Origin of the sequence: Variovorax trehalosi, assembly GCF_051216415.1 — a bacterium.
Classification (GTDB): Bacteria; Pseudomonadota; Gammaproteobacteria; order Burkholderiales; family Burkholderiaceae_C; genus Variovorax.
This window is the reverse complement of the sequence record NZ_JBPJZG010000011.1, coordinates 95,601-115,065: the sequence shown is the minus strand read 5'-3', so window position 1 is coordinate 115,065 and position 19,465 is coordinate 95,601. Positions and strand designations below refer to the sequence as shown.

Genomic DNA, 19,465 nt, shown 5'->3' with positions numbered 1-19,465 from the left:
TCCCTCACGGACGGATGGCCCAGAACTCCATGGCCAGACCCGGAAAGTCACCGGCCAGGTGCATGGCGACGCCGCCGGACTTCTCGAGTTGGCGCCACATGTCGCCGCTCTTGTCGAGCTCGAAGTAGTGGTAGCCCGCGTTGTACGGAATCTGCCGCGGCGCCACCGGCAGCGGCCGCACCGTGACGCCCGGCAGCTGCAGCTGCACGAGATCGCGGATGCGCTCGACCGAACCGATCTTGACCTGCGTGGGAAAGCGCTGCTGGATCGCCTCGGCCGGCAGGTCCGCATGCACCGCGAGCACGAAGCCCGCGTTGCGCACCAGCACCGGGTCGGGCATGCGGCCCACGCGCACGCCGTGGCTGCGCTCCTCCAGCTCGATGGCGATCGCGCTCTGCTCGAGCACGGCCGAGAGCGATCGCCTGAGCTCTTCCATCAGCGGACGGATGCTCTCGTTGAGGTTGTCGTGGTCGTACACCGGCCACAGCACCGGGCGGCGCGTGGGCGAGGTGTGCGTGGCAAGGTGGCAGGCCAGCTTGAGCCAGTCGATGAACAGCTGCTCGGGGTGCACCTGCACCGCCTGCTGCGCGTGCCAAGTGGTCGCGAGGTAGCGGTTGACCAGCTCGAGCAGGAGGAAGTCGGAGACCTCGCTCACGCCGCCGCGTCCCGGCTGCGAGAGCCGCGAGGCCAACGCCTCGGAGCGTTGCGTGAGCAGGCCATGCAGCTCCGCGATCATGCTGCGCAGCATTGAGTGGGCCGATGCATCGAGCACCGGCGGGATGTAGTTGGCATCGACCACCAGCTTGTGGTCGGTGCGCCGCTCGATCACGCGCACCGCGCCGATGGCCTGCCACTCTGCGGTGAGCGACGAAGCGCGCGCAAGGCGCAGGCGCGGCGCCGCGAGCTGCAGCACCGCGGGGCCGAGGGCCACGGCGTTGCCGTCGGACACCTCGCGCTCGATCACGCCGAAGCGCGCGGCAGAGCCCTCGTCCTCGGCAAAGATGACCTCTTCGCTGCCCGGCCTGCGCAACGGCAGCGCGAGCACGATGAGTTCATCGGTCAAATCGTTGGGCACCTCGTAGGGGGGCGGCGCATCTTCGATCCCGAAGGAGAACGGCGTGCCATCGGGCAGCACGCCAGCGCCACCGAGCAGCGACACACGCCCGAGCGCATAGGCGTCGCGATCGATGTCCAGATGCAGCCAACCCCAGTACGCGCCCTGCAGGCCCGCGGTGCGGCGCGTGACGTACTGCTCGACGTAGCGCTCCAGTTGCTGGAAATGCTGGGGCCGCAGGTACATGCCTTCGGACCACACCACGCGGTTCGCCAATGCCTGCGGATAGGCGCCCGATCTTGCGGAGCCCGAGTTGCGAACTGTCACCAAAGAACCTCCTGGGAGTGCTCACACGGAAGCGGGAGATGCGCTCTGATGAACGGCCTCCCGATCGATCGTTCTGCGCTTGATGCTACACGCCGCTTGTTGCGTTTTGCACCGGATTTTGCGCACTGGTTTTTCGCACTTTCGCACTACCTTTCAAGCGCAATTAACGACTTGGTAGTAACTCGATGCCAGTCTTGCGGATGGCAATGCGCACGGCTTGTTCGCTTGGCGAGAACTGCCACACCTTGTAAAGATTGGTTTGCTTCGGCTCCTTGAGCGGCAATACGATGCGCCAGCGCGCAGTTTCGAGCTTGCGGTAGCCCGCGATGATGCCGATGGAGCGCGAATCGAGTCCTGCTTCTCGCTTGAAGACACGCTCTTCACCGCTTCGCATGATGGCCTGGTCCGCATTGACGAGTTCGGTCGAGAGCGTCTCGCGGTCGCGATCCTGGAGCGCAAAGTAGTCTGCGGTCTCGAAGTTACCGGAAGATTTCAGTTCGAAGACCTTCACGAGAATCGGCGCTGCCTGACCGCGCCCGTCGGGGTTCACGCCGTCGTCGATGCGGATGGTGACCGCATAGGGCGTGGGCAACGACTTGGCGGTCGATGCGCATCCACTGATGAAGCCTGCAAACAACGGTGTGGTTGCAAGTGCGCCTTGAAGCAAGGTTCGTCGCTGCATGAGATCTCCCTCAGAGGTTCGCGGCCTATAGTATCGAAGTCGTGTACACAGACGACGACGCATCGTGTGCTTGTGTCGCAACCTGTCGGCATACTGTCTCGAGCATTGCCATTCATTGCCTTTCGCGAGGTAGGAGAAAAGATTGAAGTCATGTCTGCCTGCTCTGGCGTTCACGCTTTTTCTGGTATCCGGTTGTCAGACCCCGCCCGAGCCCCCACCGCAACCTGAACGCTTGAGCCAGAAGGTGGCACGCGACACGCTGGAACGTGCGCAGCAGGCCTATGACGAAGGCGACTACGCCAAGGCCATCTCCGCGCTCAAGAGCGGCGGCGTGTCGGTGTTCGACGGCGCCGAGCCCGCCACGCGCCAGAGCGCGATGAAGCTGGAGGCCTTCAGCTATTGCGTGAGCAACCAGATCCCCGAATGCCGCGCGCAATTCCGAAGGATCCTCGATGCATTCCCGAGCTTCGAACTGACCGTCGCGGAGCGCAAGCACCCGGTGTGGGGCCCCGCCTTCGAGGCCGCCCGGCGAATGAAGCGCTGACCATCGCGGTCACCACCGACCGACGCTCGACATCAACAGGAAGACGCCATGCGCTGGACCGTGATCGAACATGCCGGCAGGCCGGTTGCAACAGGCGCCTCGGCGCTGCTTGCAGCGCCCGGAGGCACCATCGGACGCAGCCCCGACAACCACCTCGTGCTGCCCGACGAGCAGCGGCAGATCTCGCGCCTGCAGGCCACCGTGCGCTTCGACGAAGAGGGCGCTGTGGTGCTGCGCAACATGAGCGCGGTGCTGCCCATCAGCGTGAACGGGCGCACGCTGCAGCATGAGGAAGAGTCGCGCGTTGCGGACGGGGACCGCGTGACCATCGGGAGCTATGTGCTGGAGGCTGCGAGTGCGCAGCGCGTGGCGAGCATTCCCGCAAAGCCGCCTTCGACACCGCCGATCGATGTGCCGGCAACGCTGCCCCCTCCTGCGGTGCAGGCAGTGCCGGCGAGCTCGCTGGATGCGCTGCCGCAGGAAGCACCGGTCTCCGATGTGTTCTCGGACCTGTTCAGCGCGGGCGCGCTGCCCATCGGCGACGCGCCGCCGACGACCGTGGCGATGCCTGCGCCGGCACCTGCTTCCGTCCCTGCATCGATGCCCCTGCCCACGCCTGCGCCGGCCTTTTCACCACCGCCCCAGGAACAGTTCGCCGCGCCTGTGGTCACGGTTGCACCACCGCCACCGCTCTTCACGAAGACGGTTGCGCCCACCACATCGCAGATTCCTTCCGCCGCCGATTGGGACGCCATCCTCGCGAACGCGCCTCGCCGCGTCGACAGTGCGCCGGCGCCGATGCCCGATCCCTTGGTGCACGAGCCGTTCGAGCTGCCATCGCAGGCGCGAAGAAACCCCGTCGATCCGCTCGCTGAACTGAACCCGGGTGCAGCGAACGACATGTCCGACATCGCGCTCAAGCGCGGCATGGACCCGCTCTCGTTCTTCGCAGCCGACAGCAACGCGCCCTCGCCGCTCGCCGATCCGCGCCCCACTGCGCTCACCCATGAAGACCCGCTCAGCGACAGGCACCCGGCCCTCGACCTGCTGGGCAAGCCGCCTGCTGTGCAAGGGTTCAACCACTCGAACCATGCGCGCGAAGTGGGGGCGCAATTCAGGCCGCCGAGCCCGGTGGCATTCGATGCGCCCGAGGTGAAGCCGGTGAAGGCGGAGACGAGTCCGCCGCCTGAACCTCCACCAGTTGCTCCACCGCCTCCTCCTCAAGCAGCAGCGGCACCCGCGCCTGTCGTCGAACCGGAAGCTCCCGCCGCTGCACTCCCGGTCCCGGCCGCAGAGGTCGTTCCGTCAGCCGAAACCGCATCACCGGAACCCGTCGAACCCGAACAGGCCCCGACACCCATTGCGCCTTCGCCTTCCGCGGTGGCTGCGGCGCTCTCGCCCACACCAGCGTCGTCATCGCCCGCCTCCTCCGACGAACTCTTCAAGGCCTTTCTCGAAGGCGCCGGCGTGCCCGACGTCGCCGGCCAGCAGCCGCTCGATGCGGAAGCCATGCGCCACCTCGGCCGGCTGATGCGCGCGTTCACCGACGGCACCATCGAGCTCTTGTCGTCGCGCGCGATGCTCAAGCGCGAGGTACGCGCCGAGATCACGATGATCGTGGACGAAGAGAACAACCCCTTCAAGATTCTTCCCAACGGCCGTGCCGTGCTGATGCAGATGTTCGGCGCGCGCATGCCCGGATTTCTCACGCCCGAGGCCGCCGTGCACGATGCGCTCGGCGACCTGCAATCGCACCAGCTGGGCATGGTGGCCGGAATGCGGGCGGCGCTGCTCACCGTGCTGCAGCGCTTCGACCCCGCGACGCTGAACCGCACCACGCCGCATGACGGCAGCCTGAGCGAAAAGATGTTGCCCGGCGGGCGCGAGGCGCGCCTGTGGCGCCAGCTGCGGCAGCTGCACGCGGAAACGACCGCCGCCGTCGAAGACGATTTCCAGGCCGTCTTCGGCCGCGCTTTCCAGCAAGCCTACGACAGGGAGATGGAACGCCTGAAGGAAGCGCGCCGTGCTTGACGCCACCCGCGCCGCTTTCGCGGTTCCCATCTCTACCTCGCAGTTCTCCTGCGTGGGCGAGCGCTCCGGCAACCAGGACGCCATCGGTTACCACCTCGATGAGCACAACGCGTGCTTCGTCGTGAGCGACGGTGTCGGCGGCAACGCGGGCGGCGAGATGGCCGCGCGCATCGCGGTGGACACCGCGCTCAATACTTTCGTCGGCCATCCTTCTGTCGCGGCGGACGACATCCGCCAAGCGGTGAAGGCGGCCAACGACGCCATCCTCGCGAAGCAGCGCGAACTCGCCGACCAAAGCCGCATGAGCGCGACCATCGTTTCGCTGTTCGTGAACCGCGCAAGCGGCCAGGCCTGCTGGGCCCACGTGGGCGACAGCCGCCTCTACTGGTTCCGCCGCGGCGCGCTGATGCAGCGCACCGAAGACCACAGCCTGTCGGAGCGCTCGGGCGAAGCCGCGATCGGCAGCGGCACCAACGGCGGCGAGCGCCTGGTCAAGACCAACCTGCTGTACCGCGCGCTCGGTGCGCGCGCAACGGCCGAGACCACGGTGTCGACATCGCAGCAGCTGGCCGATGGCGATGCATTCCTGCTGTGCACCGACGGGCTCTGGCAATTGATCTCGCAGCAGGTGATGGAGCGTTCGCTGCAGCTGGCCGACAGCGCCGAGGAATGGCTCGCACTGCTGCGGCGCGCGGCCGAAGCGAAGGCCGACAAGTCGCGCGACAACTACTCGGCGCTGGCGGTGTGGGTGGGGTTTCCGCAGCAGGTGACGCTGGCGGGGGCGGTCCGATCGGCGTCGTGACGCCGCCGCCCGCGTCGCACTTCAGAACTTGAAGTTGAAAAACTTGAAGTGAATGCCGGGTATGCACTCGAACCCGACGATGTTCATGCGGTTCTGAATCGCGAGGCTGGTCAATCGCGTGGCCGGACCGCCCCGCAACAGCAGAGTGAAGGACCCCGTGATGTGCCGTTGCATCTGCATGAACACTTGCGAGATGACGCCGCCAAGAACCCCGGGCTGGTCGAGCAGCGTGATGGGCGTCTTGGCAAAGAGGTTGTGCATCGGTCCACCGAGCAGCAGGATGTGCCAGCACGCCGGGATAGTCATGGGCCGCAGGCCGAGGTTGAAGAACGGGAACGGGAACGGCATCTTGCAGACGTCCGGAAACGCCAGTGCGCCGCCCATCCATTGGTGTGTCGCCAACATTGTGTTTTCTCCTTGGGGTTGTGAGGATGCGTCTGCTTCAGCCCATGTGAATCTGCCCGGCGTCGACCTTCATCAGCTCCTTGCCGGTGATCACCACGTGCTTGCCGTGGACGATGGCCGTCTCCTGCGCGCGCAGGTCGAGGTGGCCGACGCGCACCTGGTCGACGCCGTCGACAAAGCGCAGTGCGTTGCGCGCGATCTGCATCACGCGCTCGGCCACCGACTCGAACACCTGGCCGACGAGGCGCAGCCGGCCGACCGTGGCATCGAGCGCCTGCCCGGTGTAGCGCATCTCGCGCACGTCGCACTGCGCCTGTTGCGCGTCGAGCGCCCATTGCGCGCCCTGCATCGCCAGCTTCGCCTCGCTGTGAAGGCGCAGGTCCGCGGCGCTCTCGATCGAGATGGCGCCTGCGGGCGCCGACAGTCGCAGATCGCCGGGCGCCTCGATGCGGCTCACCGACGCGTCGGCCTGTTCGATCACCGCAAGGAGGTACACCCGCCGGGGGTCCGGCCCCGACAGCAGCACGGTGTCGCCCGGCTGCGGCTGCAGCAGGCAGCTGGCGGCGCGGCGGCAGTGCCAGGTGGCGCCGTCTTCGGTGTGCACCTCGAACAGCCCGTCGGCATCGACGGACACCAGCTGGCCCAGGTGCTGGACCGGCCCCGATGCTTCGACCGGTATGCGTAGTGGAACGACTGTCATGGTGAATCTCCTTGTCTGATCTGCGGAAGACCTGCGATGCGGCAGGCTGCCGCATTCGCAGTCACTGAACCTTGGACCACGTCTGCGCCTTGTGCAGCTCGGGGTCGCTCTCGATGAGGCCCTTGCGCCTCGAAAACTTCGCACCGTCCTCCACCGTGCGATGCACACGCGTGCGCAGGAACTGCGCGTCGCGCAGGTCGGCATCGACGAGCTCGGCGTAGGAAAAGTCGGCATCGTGCAGGCTGGCCCCCCGGAAGCTGGCGCCCTTGCAGCGCGCCCGATGGAACACGCTCTCGTGGATATGAGCCTCGCTGAGATCCGCGCCTTCGAGCCGGGCTTCCACCCAGATGGCGCGATCGAAGCGTCCGCGCTGCAGGTTGGCGCCGCGCAGGTCGGCCGCCGGAAACAGCGCATTGGGCGCATCCGCCTGCGCGAAGTTGGCCTGGCGCAGCGAGGCGCCCTTGAAGATGCACTGCACGAGGCTGGCGTTGCCGAAATCGACGTGGTCCATCCGGCTGTCGGTGAACACGCAGCGCAAGAATCGTTGCGCGGGGAAGCGCTGGTTCGTCAGGTCGCACTCGATGAACAGCGTGGTCTCGAAGCTCGCACCCGCGAACACCGCCGTGGTCAGGTCCTGCCGATGGAAGGTGACCGAGTGCAGCGCGGAGCCCGAGAAATCGATCCCCTCCAGACGGCATTCCGTGAACGAGATCTGCTTGAAGTGGTCCGACCGCAGGCGGCTTTGCGTCAGCTCGCAGCGAAAGAACAGCGCGCGATCGACATGGACCTCCAGGAAACTCGTCTGCGGCAACGCCGATTCCGAGAAATTGGTGCCTTCGCACCGCGCACCGTCCAGCGTCGCCTGCGTTAGCCGGCAACTGAAGAACTGCACGTTGTCGAGCGTGCTGCGCGAGAGGTCGCAGCCGTCCAGGCGGCAGCGCGTCAGCACGCTGCCTTCCAGGTTGGCGCCGGTGAAACGGGCACCGCTGAAGTCGACGTGGTCGAGCATCGCGCCGGACAGGTCCAGCCCGCTCATGTCCCACCCCCGGCAGTCGGCAGTGCGGACCTGAATGCCATGGCGGATGTGGTCGAGCAGTTCATCGCGGGTCATGCGGTCGGCGCCTCGGGTCGACGCGCCGGCCATACCTTGGCATGCTTGGTGTAGGTGCCGTCCATGCGCGTGGCGGGGTCGAACAGCACCTGGGACACGTCGGCGCGGAACAGGTTGGCGCGCGTCAGGTCGGCACCACGCAGGTCGGCCTTGGCGAGGTTCGCGTCGATCAGGTTGGCCTCGCGCAACGACGCCCCCGAAAAATTGGTGCGGATGAACAGGCTGTCGCCGCCCACCATGCGGTCCAGCCGCGCATGGCTCAGGTCGCATTCGGACAGGTCGCTGTTGTCGATGCGCGCATCGCTCAGGTCGGCCTGTCTCATCGGCGTGGTCCGCAGGCCGCACTCCTTGAGCAAAGCCGACTTGAAGCAGGCCTGCACGAGCGTGCAGCCGTGTGCGAAGCCGCTGCCTTCGAGGTGCGCATTCGTGAAATCGACGCCGCTCGAACAATCGGCGGTGACGAAGCCGCAGCGCTCCAGGCGCGCGCCCACGAAAGACACGTTCTGCAGCCCGCATTCGACCCAGGTCACCTGGTCGAAGGTCGCGTCGTCGAAGCGCAGGTCTTCCAGCTTCAGGCGCAGCACGACCATCTGCTGCCAGTGCGAGCGACTAAGGTCGCAGCGCCGCAGCGTCGCCTCGCCGAGCTGCGTCAGCTCGAAGCGCGTGCCCACCATGCGGCAACCGTCGAAACGCGTCTGGGTGCAGCTGGCTTCGCGCAGTTCGGCCTCGTCGAAGACGGTCTGCTCGCAGCGCGCGCTGCCCAGGTTGGTCTTGACGAGCTTCGCCCGCACCATCGAGGCCTGGCTCAAGTCCGCCCGCACGAGCACGGCTTGCGAGAAATCGCAGTCGTCGAGTTGCGCGCCACGCAGGTTCGTGTCTTGCAGCACAGCCTCCACGAAGCGTGCACCCCGCAGGTCCATGCCCGACAGATCGACGCCGGTGAGGTTGAGCCGCGAGAAGTCGCGCTGCGACGGGTCGACGGCTTCGAGCCGCCGGCGCCACTTGGCGGAGCGGAACGAAGGCGCCGGTGGCCGGGGACTCGACAGGTGGGCCGAATGCAGGGCGGCCTGCCGCCTCAACGCCGACGCGGTGTCGGCGAGCGGCGGTACGGGCAGCACCAGCGCATCATCCTTCCCCTCGCCTTCGCCGTCTTCTTCCTCTGCCCGGGACGGCTCGTCGCCCAGCGCATCGAGCGCGAACACCCCGGAGGCACCTGCCTGCTTGGCGAAGGCCTCCATCCGCGCCTTGGCGTCGCTGCCCTGTGCCTCCATCCGCTCCAGGTGGCCGACCAGGTCATCGATGTGCGGTGGCGCTTCCGGCGGTGCCAGCGCGGGCAGGTGCACCTCCGGGTCCAGGCCGCGTGCGCGCAGTTCCTCGCGCCGCCGCTCGTGGTCGCGCTGCTGCCCCGCACGCAGGTTGCGCACGAGCGGTTCGTTGACCGATGCTGGGAAGGTATCGGCCCAGTCGCTCAGCACCTCCTGGGGCGCCAGGTCTTTGTCGCGCATCGCGTGCAGACCGCCGCGTTCGGGCTCCGAGCGCAGCTTGAGCACCGACTCGTAGTGCGCCAGGGTGCGCGGCGTGTCGTCCATGCGCTCCAGCGCCGCCATGCCCAACGGCACGTCGGCCGCGTCGTCCTGCATGACCGGGAACACGCCGTGCCAGATCAGCACCATGCGTTCGAGATGCGGAAAGAACCAGACCGTGCTCAGGCGCAGCGGCACCTCGCGCAGTTCGGGGCCGCTGGGCGTGTGCTGCACGAAGCAGCGGGCCTGCCAGCGCGGCAGCTGCCCGCGCAGCACCGGAATGTCCGGATGCATGTTCCAGAGTTCGTAGGCCGCGCCGGTCGGCACTTCCTGCAGCCCTTCCCAGCGCTGATCGGCGGACGCCGCATTGAAGTGGCGCCAGTCGGCGTCCTTGGCGAGCCCCGGGTAGTCGTTCTCGAGCCACGCCTGGCCGTACTGCGTGCCCATCAGCGACGCGCGCTGTGGCCAGTCGGGCGGGATCGCGCCGAAGCTCGCGGGCGGCACGGCCTGCCTCGGCGACGTGGGTTGCCGGCCCGGCGTTTCGATGTGCGCGAGCCGCGTGGCGCGCACGCCGTTGACCAGTTCCTCGACCGTGCCCATGCCCAGGGGGTTTTCCGGCACGCCGGGGCCGCCGTAGGCGTGCTGCCAATCGAGCGGCATCTTCTCGAAGGGCTGCGGCGGCGTGGCCCGGCGGTTCAGCCAGTAGCGGTCGCCGTGGACCGTGAGGGTTTTCTGCAGCCCGGCGATCTGCAGCTTCACCGCGCAGCTGGTCTTGTCCTGCTGGTGGCTCGTGTACGCGTAGCCGCTGACCAGCACCTCGGGCACCAGCTTCGGCACACCGAGGTCGAGCACCGCGCCGGGGCCGATGAGTTCGGCCGTGCTTTTCCACAGCTCCTGCTCCAGCACCAGGTGCGGGTTGTCACCCAGGGTGCTCATGGCCATCACCGCGACCCCGAGGTGGTCGCGCCGCTGCCAGCGGTACGGGTGCGTGAGCATGCTCAGGTGGATCGGCTTTACGGTCCTCAAGAGACGGCTCCTTCGTCGGCCAGCGGATCGGGCTGGCTCACCCAGGCGACTTCCTTGCCACCACGGCTGCCGCGGTGCAGCAGCACCTCGCGGCCACGCGCATAGCCCGCCATGTCGATCATGTCGACGGCCTGCTCGACCTGTGTACGACGCCGCTCGCCGCCCGGTCCGTCGAACTCGACCACCAGCCGGATGACGTACTGGTTCAGCACCATCGTGTTGTCCGAGCTGGCTTCGACGATGCGCGCCGGCCGCGTGTCATGGGGTGCGGGCTTGCGGGACACCCACGAATGCACCCCCAGGCACAGCAGCGCGGTCAGCACGATCCCGCCGCCGACCACGGTCCCGAGCGTGAGGCTGGCCGCCGTGGACGTCCCGGCGATGCGTGGAAAGATCAGCCCGACCAGCAGCAGCACCGCGAGGGACGCGATGCACACCAGCCCTGTGATCCGGCGGGTCGACATCACCAGTACGTGTGGAGTTGGGCGGTCTTGTTGCGCCAGACGGCCCCGCCGAAGGCGAGGATGTCGAGCCCGATGTTGATGCCGGACATGTTGAGCTTGGCGCCCTTGATGTCCACCAGCGCCGTGGCGTAGTTGAAGGCGAGGACATAGGTCGACGAGATGTTGAAAGGCGCGGTGATGTCCAGCACGGTCGTCGCCTCCGTCCGGATCTCCGGCGCCTTCGAATGCACCTTGGTGTCGGACGACGACTTGATCAGGTCCTTGGCGTGGGTCGTGACGTATTCGCCAGCCTCCGTGTTCACGCCCTTCTTGTACCTGACTTCGTTCTGATTGGAGCTGTGGGTGATCTTGTCGGCCTCGACCAGCCAGTTCTTCCCCGGCGCCCTGAAGGTGATGTCGCCGCCTTCGGTCTCCACGGTGTAGTTGCCCTTGATGTTTGCCTTGTAGAAACCGCCCGTCTTCAGGGTCGCGAACATGGCGACGTCCACCTCCCACCGGCCTTTGGTGGTCTTGAGAATCTGGCGACCCACGGTCTCGGTGTGCGTTTCGGTGACCGTGAGGTCCTTCGTCCCGGTAACCGTTTCGTTCAGATGGGGTTTGATGAACCGGTCTTCGCCCGTGTCCACCGTGTCATGCCGCTTGCCCGTCACATGGATGGTCTGGTTGCCGATGACATCCACCTGCTGGTTGCCGCCATCCACCTTGATGAACTGGTCGCCCCCGTTGACGGTGATCTTCTGCGGACCGCCCTCGTTGACCGTCAGCGTGTGCGGCCCGTTGATGGTCTCGTCCAGTGAGGTGTCTCCGGTGTAGGTGTCCGCGCCTTTGATGAAAGTGGTGCGTTCGCCGTCCACCGTATGCAGCTCATTGTTCTCCACCTCGACCGTCAGATCCTTCTGCGCATGGATCTTGATCGACTCGCACCCCGGGTCGTCGTCGATGACGAAGTGGTTGGCCAGCTCGCCGTCGCCCTTGATGGTGCGGCTGATGAAGCCGCTGACCGTCGCCTTGGCCGGCAGCTCGAGCGGCGGCATCTGGTCGGCGTTGTAGACGCGGCCGATGATGATGGGCCGGTCGGGGCAACCAGCGATGAAATCGACGATGACTTCCTGCCCCACGCGCGGATGGTTCACGGCGCCGAAGTTGGAGCCCGCCCACGCGCTCGACACGCGCACCCAGCACGAGCTGTCTTCGTTGCGCTGCCCGTAGCGGTCCCATCGGAACTGCACTTTCACGCGTCCGTACTTGTCGATCCAGATGTCTTCGCCAGGGGGTCCGACGACCGTGGCGGTCTGCGGCCCGTGCGTGGTCGGCATCCGTGTGATGCGCGGTGCACGGAATGGAAACGACGTGGGCTGCACCCCGAAATTGAAGCTGTACAGGCCTTGCGCCGCACCGGTCGCGTAGCCGCCTTCGCGCAGGTTGTAGGTGACCGAGACGATCAGGTATTCCTTGTTGTCCTCGTCGCGCGGCGCGTTCTGCATCCTGAAGCAGTAGCCGGGGGCCATGCCGCGCACATTGCAGTGGCCCGTGTCGACTTCAGCCTGCGCCTGCGCCTCCTCCAGGCGGATGCGCGCGTAATGCTCGCCCTGACCGGCATCGCTGTAGCCGCCGAGCCACTCGTACATCTCGTACTGGCCGTGGTCGTTGCCCCGTGGCTGGCTGCGGGTGTTGAGCAGGTCGGCCTTGGGCTTCTTGAAGTCGAAGTCGTCGACCACGAAGGTGCCCGGGCGAATCTCTTCCGTCACCTCCCACTGGTCGATCACTTCACGGCCCTGCTCCCCCCCCCGGTCGGTGGCAAGGTAGCCGATGCGCGGATAACCCGGCAGCGTCTCGTGCGCGCCCATGTCGTCGGCGAGCACCAGGACGTGCTGGTTCTTCTCGTGCTTGAAGTAGTAGTAGATGCCTTCGTGCTCCATGAGCCGGCTCACGAATGCGAAGTCCGTCTCCTGGTATTGCACGGAGTAGTCGCGCTGCCGGTAAGTGGCGCTGAGCTTCTTCTCGAAGGCGAATCCGTACTCGCCCAAGACCTCGTCCAGGATGTCGACGACCGATTTGTTCTGGAAGATCTTGCAGTCGCTGGTGCGCGTGAGATACCAGAGCCATGGCTGCACGAGCGCACGGTACACCACGTAGCGCGACGAACTCTCCTCGCGGCCGATCATGGTGAAGCGTGTGATCTGGCCGTTGAGGTAGCGCGGCGCGCCGTTGATGGTGACGATCTCCAGCGTGAGCGGTTTGCCGAGCACGGCCTTCATGTCGACCGAGGTGTTCGGGCTGAGCAGGTCGACCTCGAACTCGAACAGCTGCGAGAGCCCTTCGTTGCCATGCATCGAGCGGAACAGCAGCTGGTCCTCTCCAAGCGGTGTGTGGGCTTTGACGACTCTGTCCATGGCGCGCTCCCTTTCTCTCTTCGACTAGCGTTCAGAAAATTCGTAGCGAAAGTCATCGCCCGCCGCGCTCAGTTGCACGGCGGCGAGCTTGCGCGCACTGACGGTGGCGCCGATGACTTCCTCGCTCAATCGGGGCAGGATGGTGTGCGTGAGGATCGCATCGATCATCCGGCCACCCGACTCTATGGCGGTACAGCGGCGCGCCACAAGCTCCACGGCGCTGTCGTTGTAATCCAAAGTAATCCCGTGGTTCGCCACGAGCCGCGCGGCGATGCGGTCGAGTTGAAGACGGATGATGCGATGCAACGCATCGGCCTGCAACGGGTAATAAGGCACTACAACCAGCCGCCCGAGCAGCGCGGGTGCAAACACCTTGAGCAGCGGTTCGCGCAGCGCGGCCGCGAGCGGCTCGGGGTCGGGGCAAAGCGTCGGGTCTTCGCACAGCTGCATGACCAGGTCGGTGCCGACGTTGGAGGTCATGATGATCACGGTGTTGCGAAAGTCGATGTGGCGGCCTTCTCCGTCTTCCATCCAGCCCTTGTCGAACACCTGGAAGAAGATCTCGTGCACGTCGGTGTGCGCCTTCTCGATCTCGTCGAGCAGCACCACGCTGTAGGGCCTGCGGCGCACGGCTTCGGTGAGCACGCCACCTTCGCCATAGCCCACGTAGCCCGGAGGCGCCCCCTTCAAGGTGGAGACGGTGTGCGACTCCTGGAACTCGCTCATGTTGATGGTCACGAGGTTCTGCTCGCCGCCGTACAGCGCTTCTGAAAGCGCGAGCGCGGTCTCCGTCTTGCCGACGCCCGAGGGGCCGCACAGCAGGAATACGCCGACCGGCTTGTTGGGGTTGTCCAGCCGCGCGCGCGCGGTACGGATGCGCCGCGAAATCGTCTCCAGCGCATCGGGCTGGGCCACCACGCGGGCCGACAGGATCTCGCCCAGGCGCAGCACCGACTGCGCATCGTCGCGCACCATGCGGCCGATGGGAATGCCGGTCCAGTCGGCCACGACGGTGGCAATGGCCTGCGCATCGACGGCGGCGAGGATGAGCGGCGATTCGCCCTGCAACTGCACCAGCTTGTCTTGCGCCGCGTTGAGTTCGGCGCGAATTTCTTCGGGGGTGCGTGCGAGTTCGGCGGGTTCTGCAGTTTCGGTAGCGGCTTGCGGTGCTTCACCGACTGGGTCGGCGTCCTCTTCGGTTTCAACTTCGGACTCAGCTTCGGCTTCTGCCTGCACCGGCACCGCCGCGGGCGACAGCAGCTTGCGCAGCGCCACGATGCGCTCGACCAGCGCGCTCTCTTCCAGCCGCCGCTGCTCCAGCAGATCGAGTTCGGCCTGCGCGGCGGCCACTTGGGCCGCGATGTCTTCGACGCGCTGATGCTCGCCCACGCCGATGGCCGCCTCGCGCCCCGCGATGCCCGACTCGATGCCCAGCACCTCGATGCGCCGCTGCAGGTCTTCGAGCGCAGCCGGCAGTGCATGCTGGCTCAGCGCCACGCGCGCGCATGCTGTGTCGAGCAGGCTCACGGCCTTGTCCGGCAGTTGCCGCGCGGGAATGTAGCGGTGCGACAGGCTCACAGCCGCTTCAAGCGCGGCATCGAGGATCAGCACGCCGTGGTGCTTCTCCAGCTCTGCCGAAATGCCGCGCAGCATGATCACCGCCTTGGGCTCGGTGGGCTCGTGCACCTGGATGGTCTGGAAGCGCCGCGTGAGCGCCGGGTCTTTCTCGATGTACTTCTTGTACTCCGACCAGGTGGTCGCGCCGATGGTGCGCAGCCGGCCGCGCGCGAGCGCGGGCTTGAGCAGGTTGGCCGCATCGCCGGTGCCGGCCGTGCCGCCCGCGCCCACCAAGGTGTGCACTTCGTCGACAAACAGCACGATGGGCTTGGGGCTTTTCTCGACCTCGTCGATCACCTGGCGCAGCCGCTGCTCGAACTCGCCCTTCACGCCCGCGCCGGCCTGCAGCAGCGTGGGGTCGAGCACCCACAGCGATACGTCCTTGAGCGAGGGCGGCACATCGCCTGCGGCGAGGCGCGAGGCCAGGCCTTCAACCACCGCCGTCTTCCCCACGCCGGCCTCGCCGGTGAGCAGCGGGTTGTTCTGCCGGCGGCGCATGAGGATGTCGATGATCTGGCGGATCTCGTCGTCGCGGCCGTAGACCGGATCGAGCTCGCCCGCACGCGCCTTGGCCGTGAGATCGCTCGCGTACTTGGCGAGCGCCGAGCCACCAGCCGGCGCGCCGTCGCCCTGGTGCTGCACGGCGGGGGCGCCGCCACCCGAGCCCACGCTCGGTGCGACGTCGTACTCGTCTTCCGGCGAGCCTTCGGTCCATGCGGCGAGCTGGGCGACCAACACGTCGGGCACGATCTTGTCGAACTCGCGCGAGATGCCCGAGAGCACCTGGCGCAGCCCCGGTGTCTTGATGATGCCGGCCAGCAAATATGCGCCGCGGATCGACGTGGCCTCGAAGCGCAGGCTCGCATACACCCACGCACGCTCGACGGCGTTGTCCACGTGCTCGGAGATGTCGCTGATCGATGTCGCGCCATGCGGCAGGCGGTCGAGCGCGCGCACGAGGTCTTGTTCCACCGCATCGAGGTTGAGCCCCGCGCGCTTGACGATGCGCAGCATGTCGCTGTCCTGCAGCTGCAGGATCTGGTGCAGCCAGTGCACGAGCTCGACGTAGGCATTGCCGCGCAGCTTGGCGAAGGCGGTGGCGGTCTCCAATGCCTTGTAGAGCATCGGGTTCAGCTTGGAGAAGAGAGAGACGCGGCGGATGTCGGTCATAAGGCCATGGAAGATGCGGACTCGGCAGGCGCTCCGGCCGCCGATGCGTTGCGGGGATACAGTGCCTCGGGCTCGAACAGCATGTCGCCGGCGTCGGTGTCCGACAGGCGCGTGCCGACCCAGGTGCCCCAGCCGAGGCGCTGGTCGCCGCCCAGTTGCATGCCGCGCGCCTCCTGCTTTTTCAGGACGAGGCGCAGCTCCCAGGCAAACTCGATGCCGACGTACTGCCGCACCCAGTCGACCACCTGCTGAAACCGGCGGCTGCCCGGCAGGAATTCGCGGAACTGCTGCTGCGAGAGCGGGCCAAGTTCGAGGCGAAATTTGCTCTGCGCATCGCGCACAGCCAGGCCGATGGTGGCGCCGCCGCCCAGCTGGTGGTTGCGTCCGAAGAGGCCGAGCCGGCTCACCTGGCGCTCGTCGATCATCACCCAGTCGCTCACGAATTCCTCGACGCGCACGGGCACGTCGAAGTACAGGCGCAGGATCTGGATCAGCCCCTCGGGGTTGCGCGTTTGGCGCACGAGGTGGCCCGCCATGAAGGTGCGCGCATGGTCGGCAATGCGGTCGCGTTCCTTCAGGCCCGGCTGCCCCATGTTCATGAGGCTCGCCACGTAGTCGACGAAGCGGTGGCCGTCGGGGCGGTCCAGGCTGTTGACCGACTGCGCATCGGCCCAGGCCCGGTAGAACAGCAGGATGAGCCGGTGGTGGAACAGGTCGGCGAATGCGCTGAGCGTGTGGTCGTTGTGGTGGCGCTTGCGTTCGCGCGCGTACTCGGTCAGGTGCAGCGGCAGCGGGCCGTTGGGGCCGAACAAGCCGAAGCCGTAGATCGAGATGCGCGGCGGCCCGTCGCCATCGATATCGACGCCCGACACGTTCGACGGCGCGAAGGCCATCGAGGGCTCCTGCCCGAGGCGCAGCGGCTCGTCCGAGGGGCGTGGCGCACGGCCCAGCAGCGGATGGTCGCCGTGCGCGTCGAGGCGGCGCAGCAGCATGAACAGGTCGTGCTCGAAGGGTTGATCGACCAGGCCAGCCCACAGCGCGGGGTCGGCCAGCAGCGCATCGCGGCGGCCCGTCGTCGCGATCTCCGGCGTCTCGTGGCCGGCGGGTTCGTCGAACGAATGCGCCTCGAACACCTCCTCGCCCACCGCCTGCGCGGCCTGTTGCATGTCGTCGGAGAAGCCGGCTGCACTCATACGGCGGGGCGGCGTCCGACCCGTGGGGTCCAGCGCGCGATTTCGCCGCGCTGCAGGCTGGAGAGCGCGAACTCGGTGAAGGCGTTGAGCGACACGTGGCGGCTGAAGAACTGCTCCAGCACCGCGCCGAAAAGATAAGGGCTCGCGCCGGAGAACGCGACCTCGTCGATCTTGAGCGCCACCTCCACGCCGCGCCCGAAGACGATCGGCCCCGGCTCGGGCAGGCGGCGGAACACCGGCGCCAGCGCCATCGAGCGCACGCCCTGGATCTGGCGGCGTACTGCAGGGTCGGCAAGGTTGCCGTAGAGATCGAGCATCTCGCGCAGCGCCGCGGCGCCCTGCGTGGCATCGACGTCGGTCAGGCTCAGGTAGTTGAGACCCAGGTGGCTGATGAGCCGCCAAGTGAGCGCGCCTTCCGCGAGCGCCGGATAGGGTCGCGACGGGCCGCGCAGGATGCGGATCGAGCGCACGGGCGCCGAGATGCGCAGCGTGAAGTCCGATTCGAGCCCCGTCGGCAGCAGCAATGGCAGGTCGCGGTTGGTGCACAGCGCATCGAGCGTGATGTGCCTCAGGCTGTGCGGAAACGGCGCGTCGTGCTGGTCCACCAGCGACACGTAGACCTCGCTGCCGGTGTAGCTGGTGCGCGTGCCCTGCGCGCGTGCGCGGTCGGACACCAGGCGCGGTTCGCGGCGCAGCGAGAAGTAGGCGCCGAAGTCGCCGTCGTCGGTCGCGAACGAGCCGAGGAAGGGGCGGAACTCGCGCTCCTCCGAGCCGTTGGCCATGTGGCCGGTGACGCGCTCGACGGTGAAAATCTCGAAGTCGCGCGGCCGCGTGCGGTCGATCACCGCATGGTGCTCGTGCTGGCCGGGGCCGACCGGAATGCGGTCGCTGCGGCGCGGCACGAGGTTGATGATGGGCGTACAGAAAAGCGAGAAGTGCTTGGCGTCCACCAGCCGCTCCAGGTCGCCGTCGGCGCGGTCCAGGAGGATCACGATCTCCATCGTGCTGCCGCCGATGGCCGAGACGGCCGCGCGCAGGTTCTTCACACTGAAGAACAGGTAGCGATCAGGAAACGCGAAGTACTCGTGCAACAGCCGATAGCCCTGGAACGAGCGCGCGTCGTAGGGCAGCAGGGCTTGGTCGGGATCGAACCCTTCGTGCCGGATGGCCTCGTCGCCCAGCGGCACGATGCGCGCCGTGGCGCCCGGTCCGCTGCGGCACACGGTGCCCACGCTGTGGTGCGCCACGAGCTCGAGCACGCGCAGCGCATGCAGCTCGGCGCCGGAGAGAAAGAACTCGAGCCGGTCGAGCGGCATCTCGGAGAACCGGGCGCCGCCCACCGCTTCGAGCTTGATGGTGATCGCGCTCTTGGCCTGGCGCGCCACCATCGGCATCGCATGCCCGATCTCCGCCGGCACCGGGCCGATGCTGGCCTCGGCGATCCTGATGGGCCACAGCGTGACGGCGTGGCCGGTGCGGAACTCGCAGGCCGTCTGCTCGCCCTTGATCATGCGGCCGCGCAGGATGGTGTGCCGCGGCAATTCGTAGCCCGCCTTCAGCGAGCCTTCGTTGAGGTTGCCGTCGATCTGCACCACCGCCATCGCGGGCAGCGGTGCGAGGAAGTTGGGGTACACCACCTCCAGCAGGCGCTGCGAGAAGCGCGGGAACTCCGCGTCCATCTTGAGCTGGATGCGCGCGGTGAGAAAGCTGAAGCCTTCGAGCAGGCGTTCGACATACGGGTCGCTGACCTCGATCCCGCGCATGCCCAGGCGACCCGCGATCTTCGGATAACGCTGCGCGAACTCGGCCCCGAGCTCGTGCATGTAGGTGAGCTCGCGGTTGTAGTAGTCGAGCAGCCGCGCGTCCATCAGAGCCCTCCCGTCGGCCGCAGGATCATGTGGCCGCTTTCGAGGTCGAGTTCCGATCGCAGGATGAATTCGATGGGGTAAGGCACCGACCACAGCGTGCCGCGGATCTCCAGCGCGAGCAGATTGTGGTGCTCGAGGTCGGTCGCATCGGTCACGCAGCGCACGTCGATGCTGTCCTTCATGATGCGCGGCTCGAAGTCGATGATCGAGGCGCGGATGGCGGCCTCGACATCCGCGAAGTCGACCTCCGACATGCGCCCGCCGGCCCAACCGCGCACGCCGTAGTTGACGACCGAGCGCCGCGCGCGCGGCATGGCGTTGATGCCGTGCTCGGCGCCAAAGTTGGTGGTGTTGAGCAGCCACTGCAGGTCGCGCAGCACCGAGTCGCGCAGGAGCTTGCCGCTCATGAGAAAGCTGCCCGCGCGCTCCTGGCGGCTTTGCGGCTGCTTGTCGGTCAGGCGGTCGAGCAGCACGGGCTGCAGGCGATCGCGTGCGACGCTTTCCTGCGGATCGCCGTCGGCCTCCAGGGCTGCGCGGCTGGCGGGCAGCATGGTG

Annotated in this window: 15 protein-coding genes; 3 read left to right on the top strand and 12 right to left on the bottom strand. The window is 67.0% G+C overall.

Annotated features, from left to right (window positions below; translation table 11 throughout):
• Positions 1-4: 4 nt before the first annotated feature.
• Together tssK and tssJ are read right to left on the bottom strand one after the other, a co-directional pair.
• The gene (gene tssK, locus ACSFA7_RS30830; RefSeq protein ID WP_435502955.1) at positions 5-1,300 is read right to left on the bottom strand and encodes a type VI secretion system baseplate subunit TssK; all 1,296 of its coding nucleotides are present in this window, start codon (positions 1,298-1,300) and stop codon (positions 5-7) included.
• Between the two features lie 244 nt (positions 1,301-1,544).
• Positions 1,545-2,063, bottom strand: coding sequence for a type VI secretion system lipoprotein TssJ (gene tssJ, locus ACSFA7_RS30825; protein WP_435502863.1), 519 nt, complete (start codon positions 2,061-2,063; stop codon positions 1,545-1,547).
• Between the two features lie 232 nt (positions 2,064-2,295).
• On the opposite strand from tssJ, the gene ACSFA7_RS30820 reads away from it, so the two are divergent.
• Genes ACSFA7_RS30820 through ACSFA7_RS30810 form a run of 3 tightly spaced genes read left to right on the top strand, consistent with a single transcriptional unit; the run spans position 2,296 to position 5,440 of the window.
• Positions 2,296-2,607 (top strand): TssQ family T6SS-associated lipoprotein, encoded by a 312-nt coding sequence (locus tag ACSFA7_RS30820; RefSeq protein WP_435502862.1) that lies wholly within the window; start codon positions 2,296-2,298, stop codon positions 2,605-2,607.
• A 48-nt stretch (positions 2,608-2,655) separates the two neighbouring features.
• Positions 2,656-4,638 (top strand): type VI secretion system-associated FHA domain protein TagH, encoded by a 1,983-nt coding sequence (gene tagH, locus ACSFA7_RS30815; RefSeq protein WP_435502861.1) that lies wholly within the window; start codon positions 2,656-2,658, stop codon positions 4,636-4,638.
• Positions 4,631-5,440 (top strand): PP2C family protein-serine/threonine phosphatase, encoded by an 810-nt coding sequence (locus tag ACSFA7_RS30810; protein WP_435502860.1) that lies wholly within the window; start codon positions 4,631-4,633, stop codon positions 5,438-5,440. Before tagH ends, ACSFA7_RS30810 begins: the two co-directional genes overlap by 8 nt.
• A 21-nt stretch (positions 5,441-5,461) precedes the next feature.
• On the opposite strand, the gene ACSFA7_RS30805 is transcribed toward ACSFA7_RS30810, so the two are convergent.
• The 10 genes from ACSFA7_RS30805 to tssE form a co-directional block, all read right to left on the bottom strand.
• Complete coding sequence (locus tag ACSFA7_RS30805; protein ID WP_435502859.1) at positions 5,462-5,845, bottom strand: DUF4150 domain-containing protein; 384 nt, start codon at positions 5,843-5,845, stop codon at positions 5,462-5,464.
• Between the two features lie 37 nt (positions 5,846-5,882).
• Positions 5,883-6,545: a DUF3540 domain-containing protein gene (locus ACSFA7_RS30800; protein ID WP_435502858.1), complete on the bottom strand. Its 663-nt coding sequence runs from the start codon at positions 6,543-6,545 to the stop codon at positions 5,883-5,885.
• 61 nt (positions 6,546-6,606) lie between these two features.
• A complete protein-coding gene (locus ACSFA7_RS30795) occupies positions 6,607-7,656 on the bottom strand; it encodes a pentapeptide repeat-containing protein (RefSeq protein WP_435502857.1) in 1,050 nt (349 codons plus the stop codon).
• On the bottom strand, positions 7,653-10,205 hold the full coding sequence (locus ACSFA7_RS30790) for a DUF2169 family type VI secretion system accessory protein (protein WP_435502856.1): 2,553 nt from the start codon (positions 10,203-10,205) through the stop codon (positions 7,653-7,655). The genes ACSFA7_RS30795 and ACSFA7_RS30790 overlap by 4 nt, the downstream gene beginning before the upstream one ends.
• Positions 10,202-10,669: a hypothetical protein gene (locus ACSFA7_RS30785; protein ID WP_435502855.1), complete on the bottom strand. Its 468-nt coding sequence runs from the start codon at positions 10,667-10,669 to the stop codon at positions 10,202-10,204. The genes ACSFA7_RS30790 and ACSFA7_RS30785 overlap by 4 nt, the downstream gene beginning before the upstream one ends.
• Positions 10,669-13,062 (bottom strand): type VI secretion system Vgr family protein, encoded by a 2,394-nt coding sequence (locus ACSFA7_RS30780; RefSeq protein ID WP_435502854.1) that lies wholly within the window; start codon positions 13,060-13,062, stop codon positions 10,669-10,671. The genes ACSFA7_RS30785 and ACSFA7_RS30780 overlap by 1 nt, the downstream gene beginning before the upstream one ends.
• A gap of 24 nt (positions 13,063-13,086) precedes the next feature.
• Entirely contained in the window at positions 13,087-15,849 is a 2,763-nt protein-coding gene (tssH, locus tag ACSFA7_RS30775; protein ID WP_435502853.1) for a type VI secretion system ATPase TssH, read from the bottom strand.
• Entirely contained in the window at positions 15,846-17,042 is a 1,197-nt protein-coding gene (tssG, locus tag ACSFA7_RS30770; RefSeq protein ID WP_435502852.1) for a type VI secretion system baseplate subunit TssG, read from the bottom strand. Before tssG ends, tssH begins: the two co-directional genes overlap by 4 nt.
• The gene (gene tssF, locus ACSFA7_RS30765) at positions 17,039-18,910 is read right to left on the bottom strand and encodes a type VI secretion system baseplate subunit TssF (protein WP_435502851.1); all 1,872 of its coding nucleotides are present in this window, start codon (positions 18,908-18,910) and stop codon (positions 17,039-17,041) included. The genes tssG and tssF overlap by 4 nt, the downstream gene beginning before the upstream one ends.
• Positions 18,910-19,461, bottom strand: coding sequence for a type VI secretion system baseplate subunit TssE (tssE, locus tag ACSFA7_RS30760; RefSeq protein ID WP_435502954.1), 552 nt, complete (start codon positions 19,459-19,461; stop codon positions 18,910-18,912). The genes tssF and tssE overlap by 1 nt, the downstream gene beginning before the upstream one ends.
• Positions 19,462-19,465 lie beyond the last annotated feature (4 nt).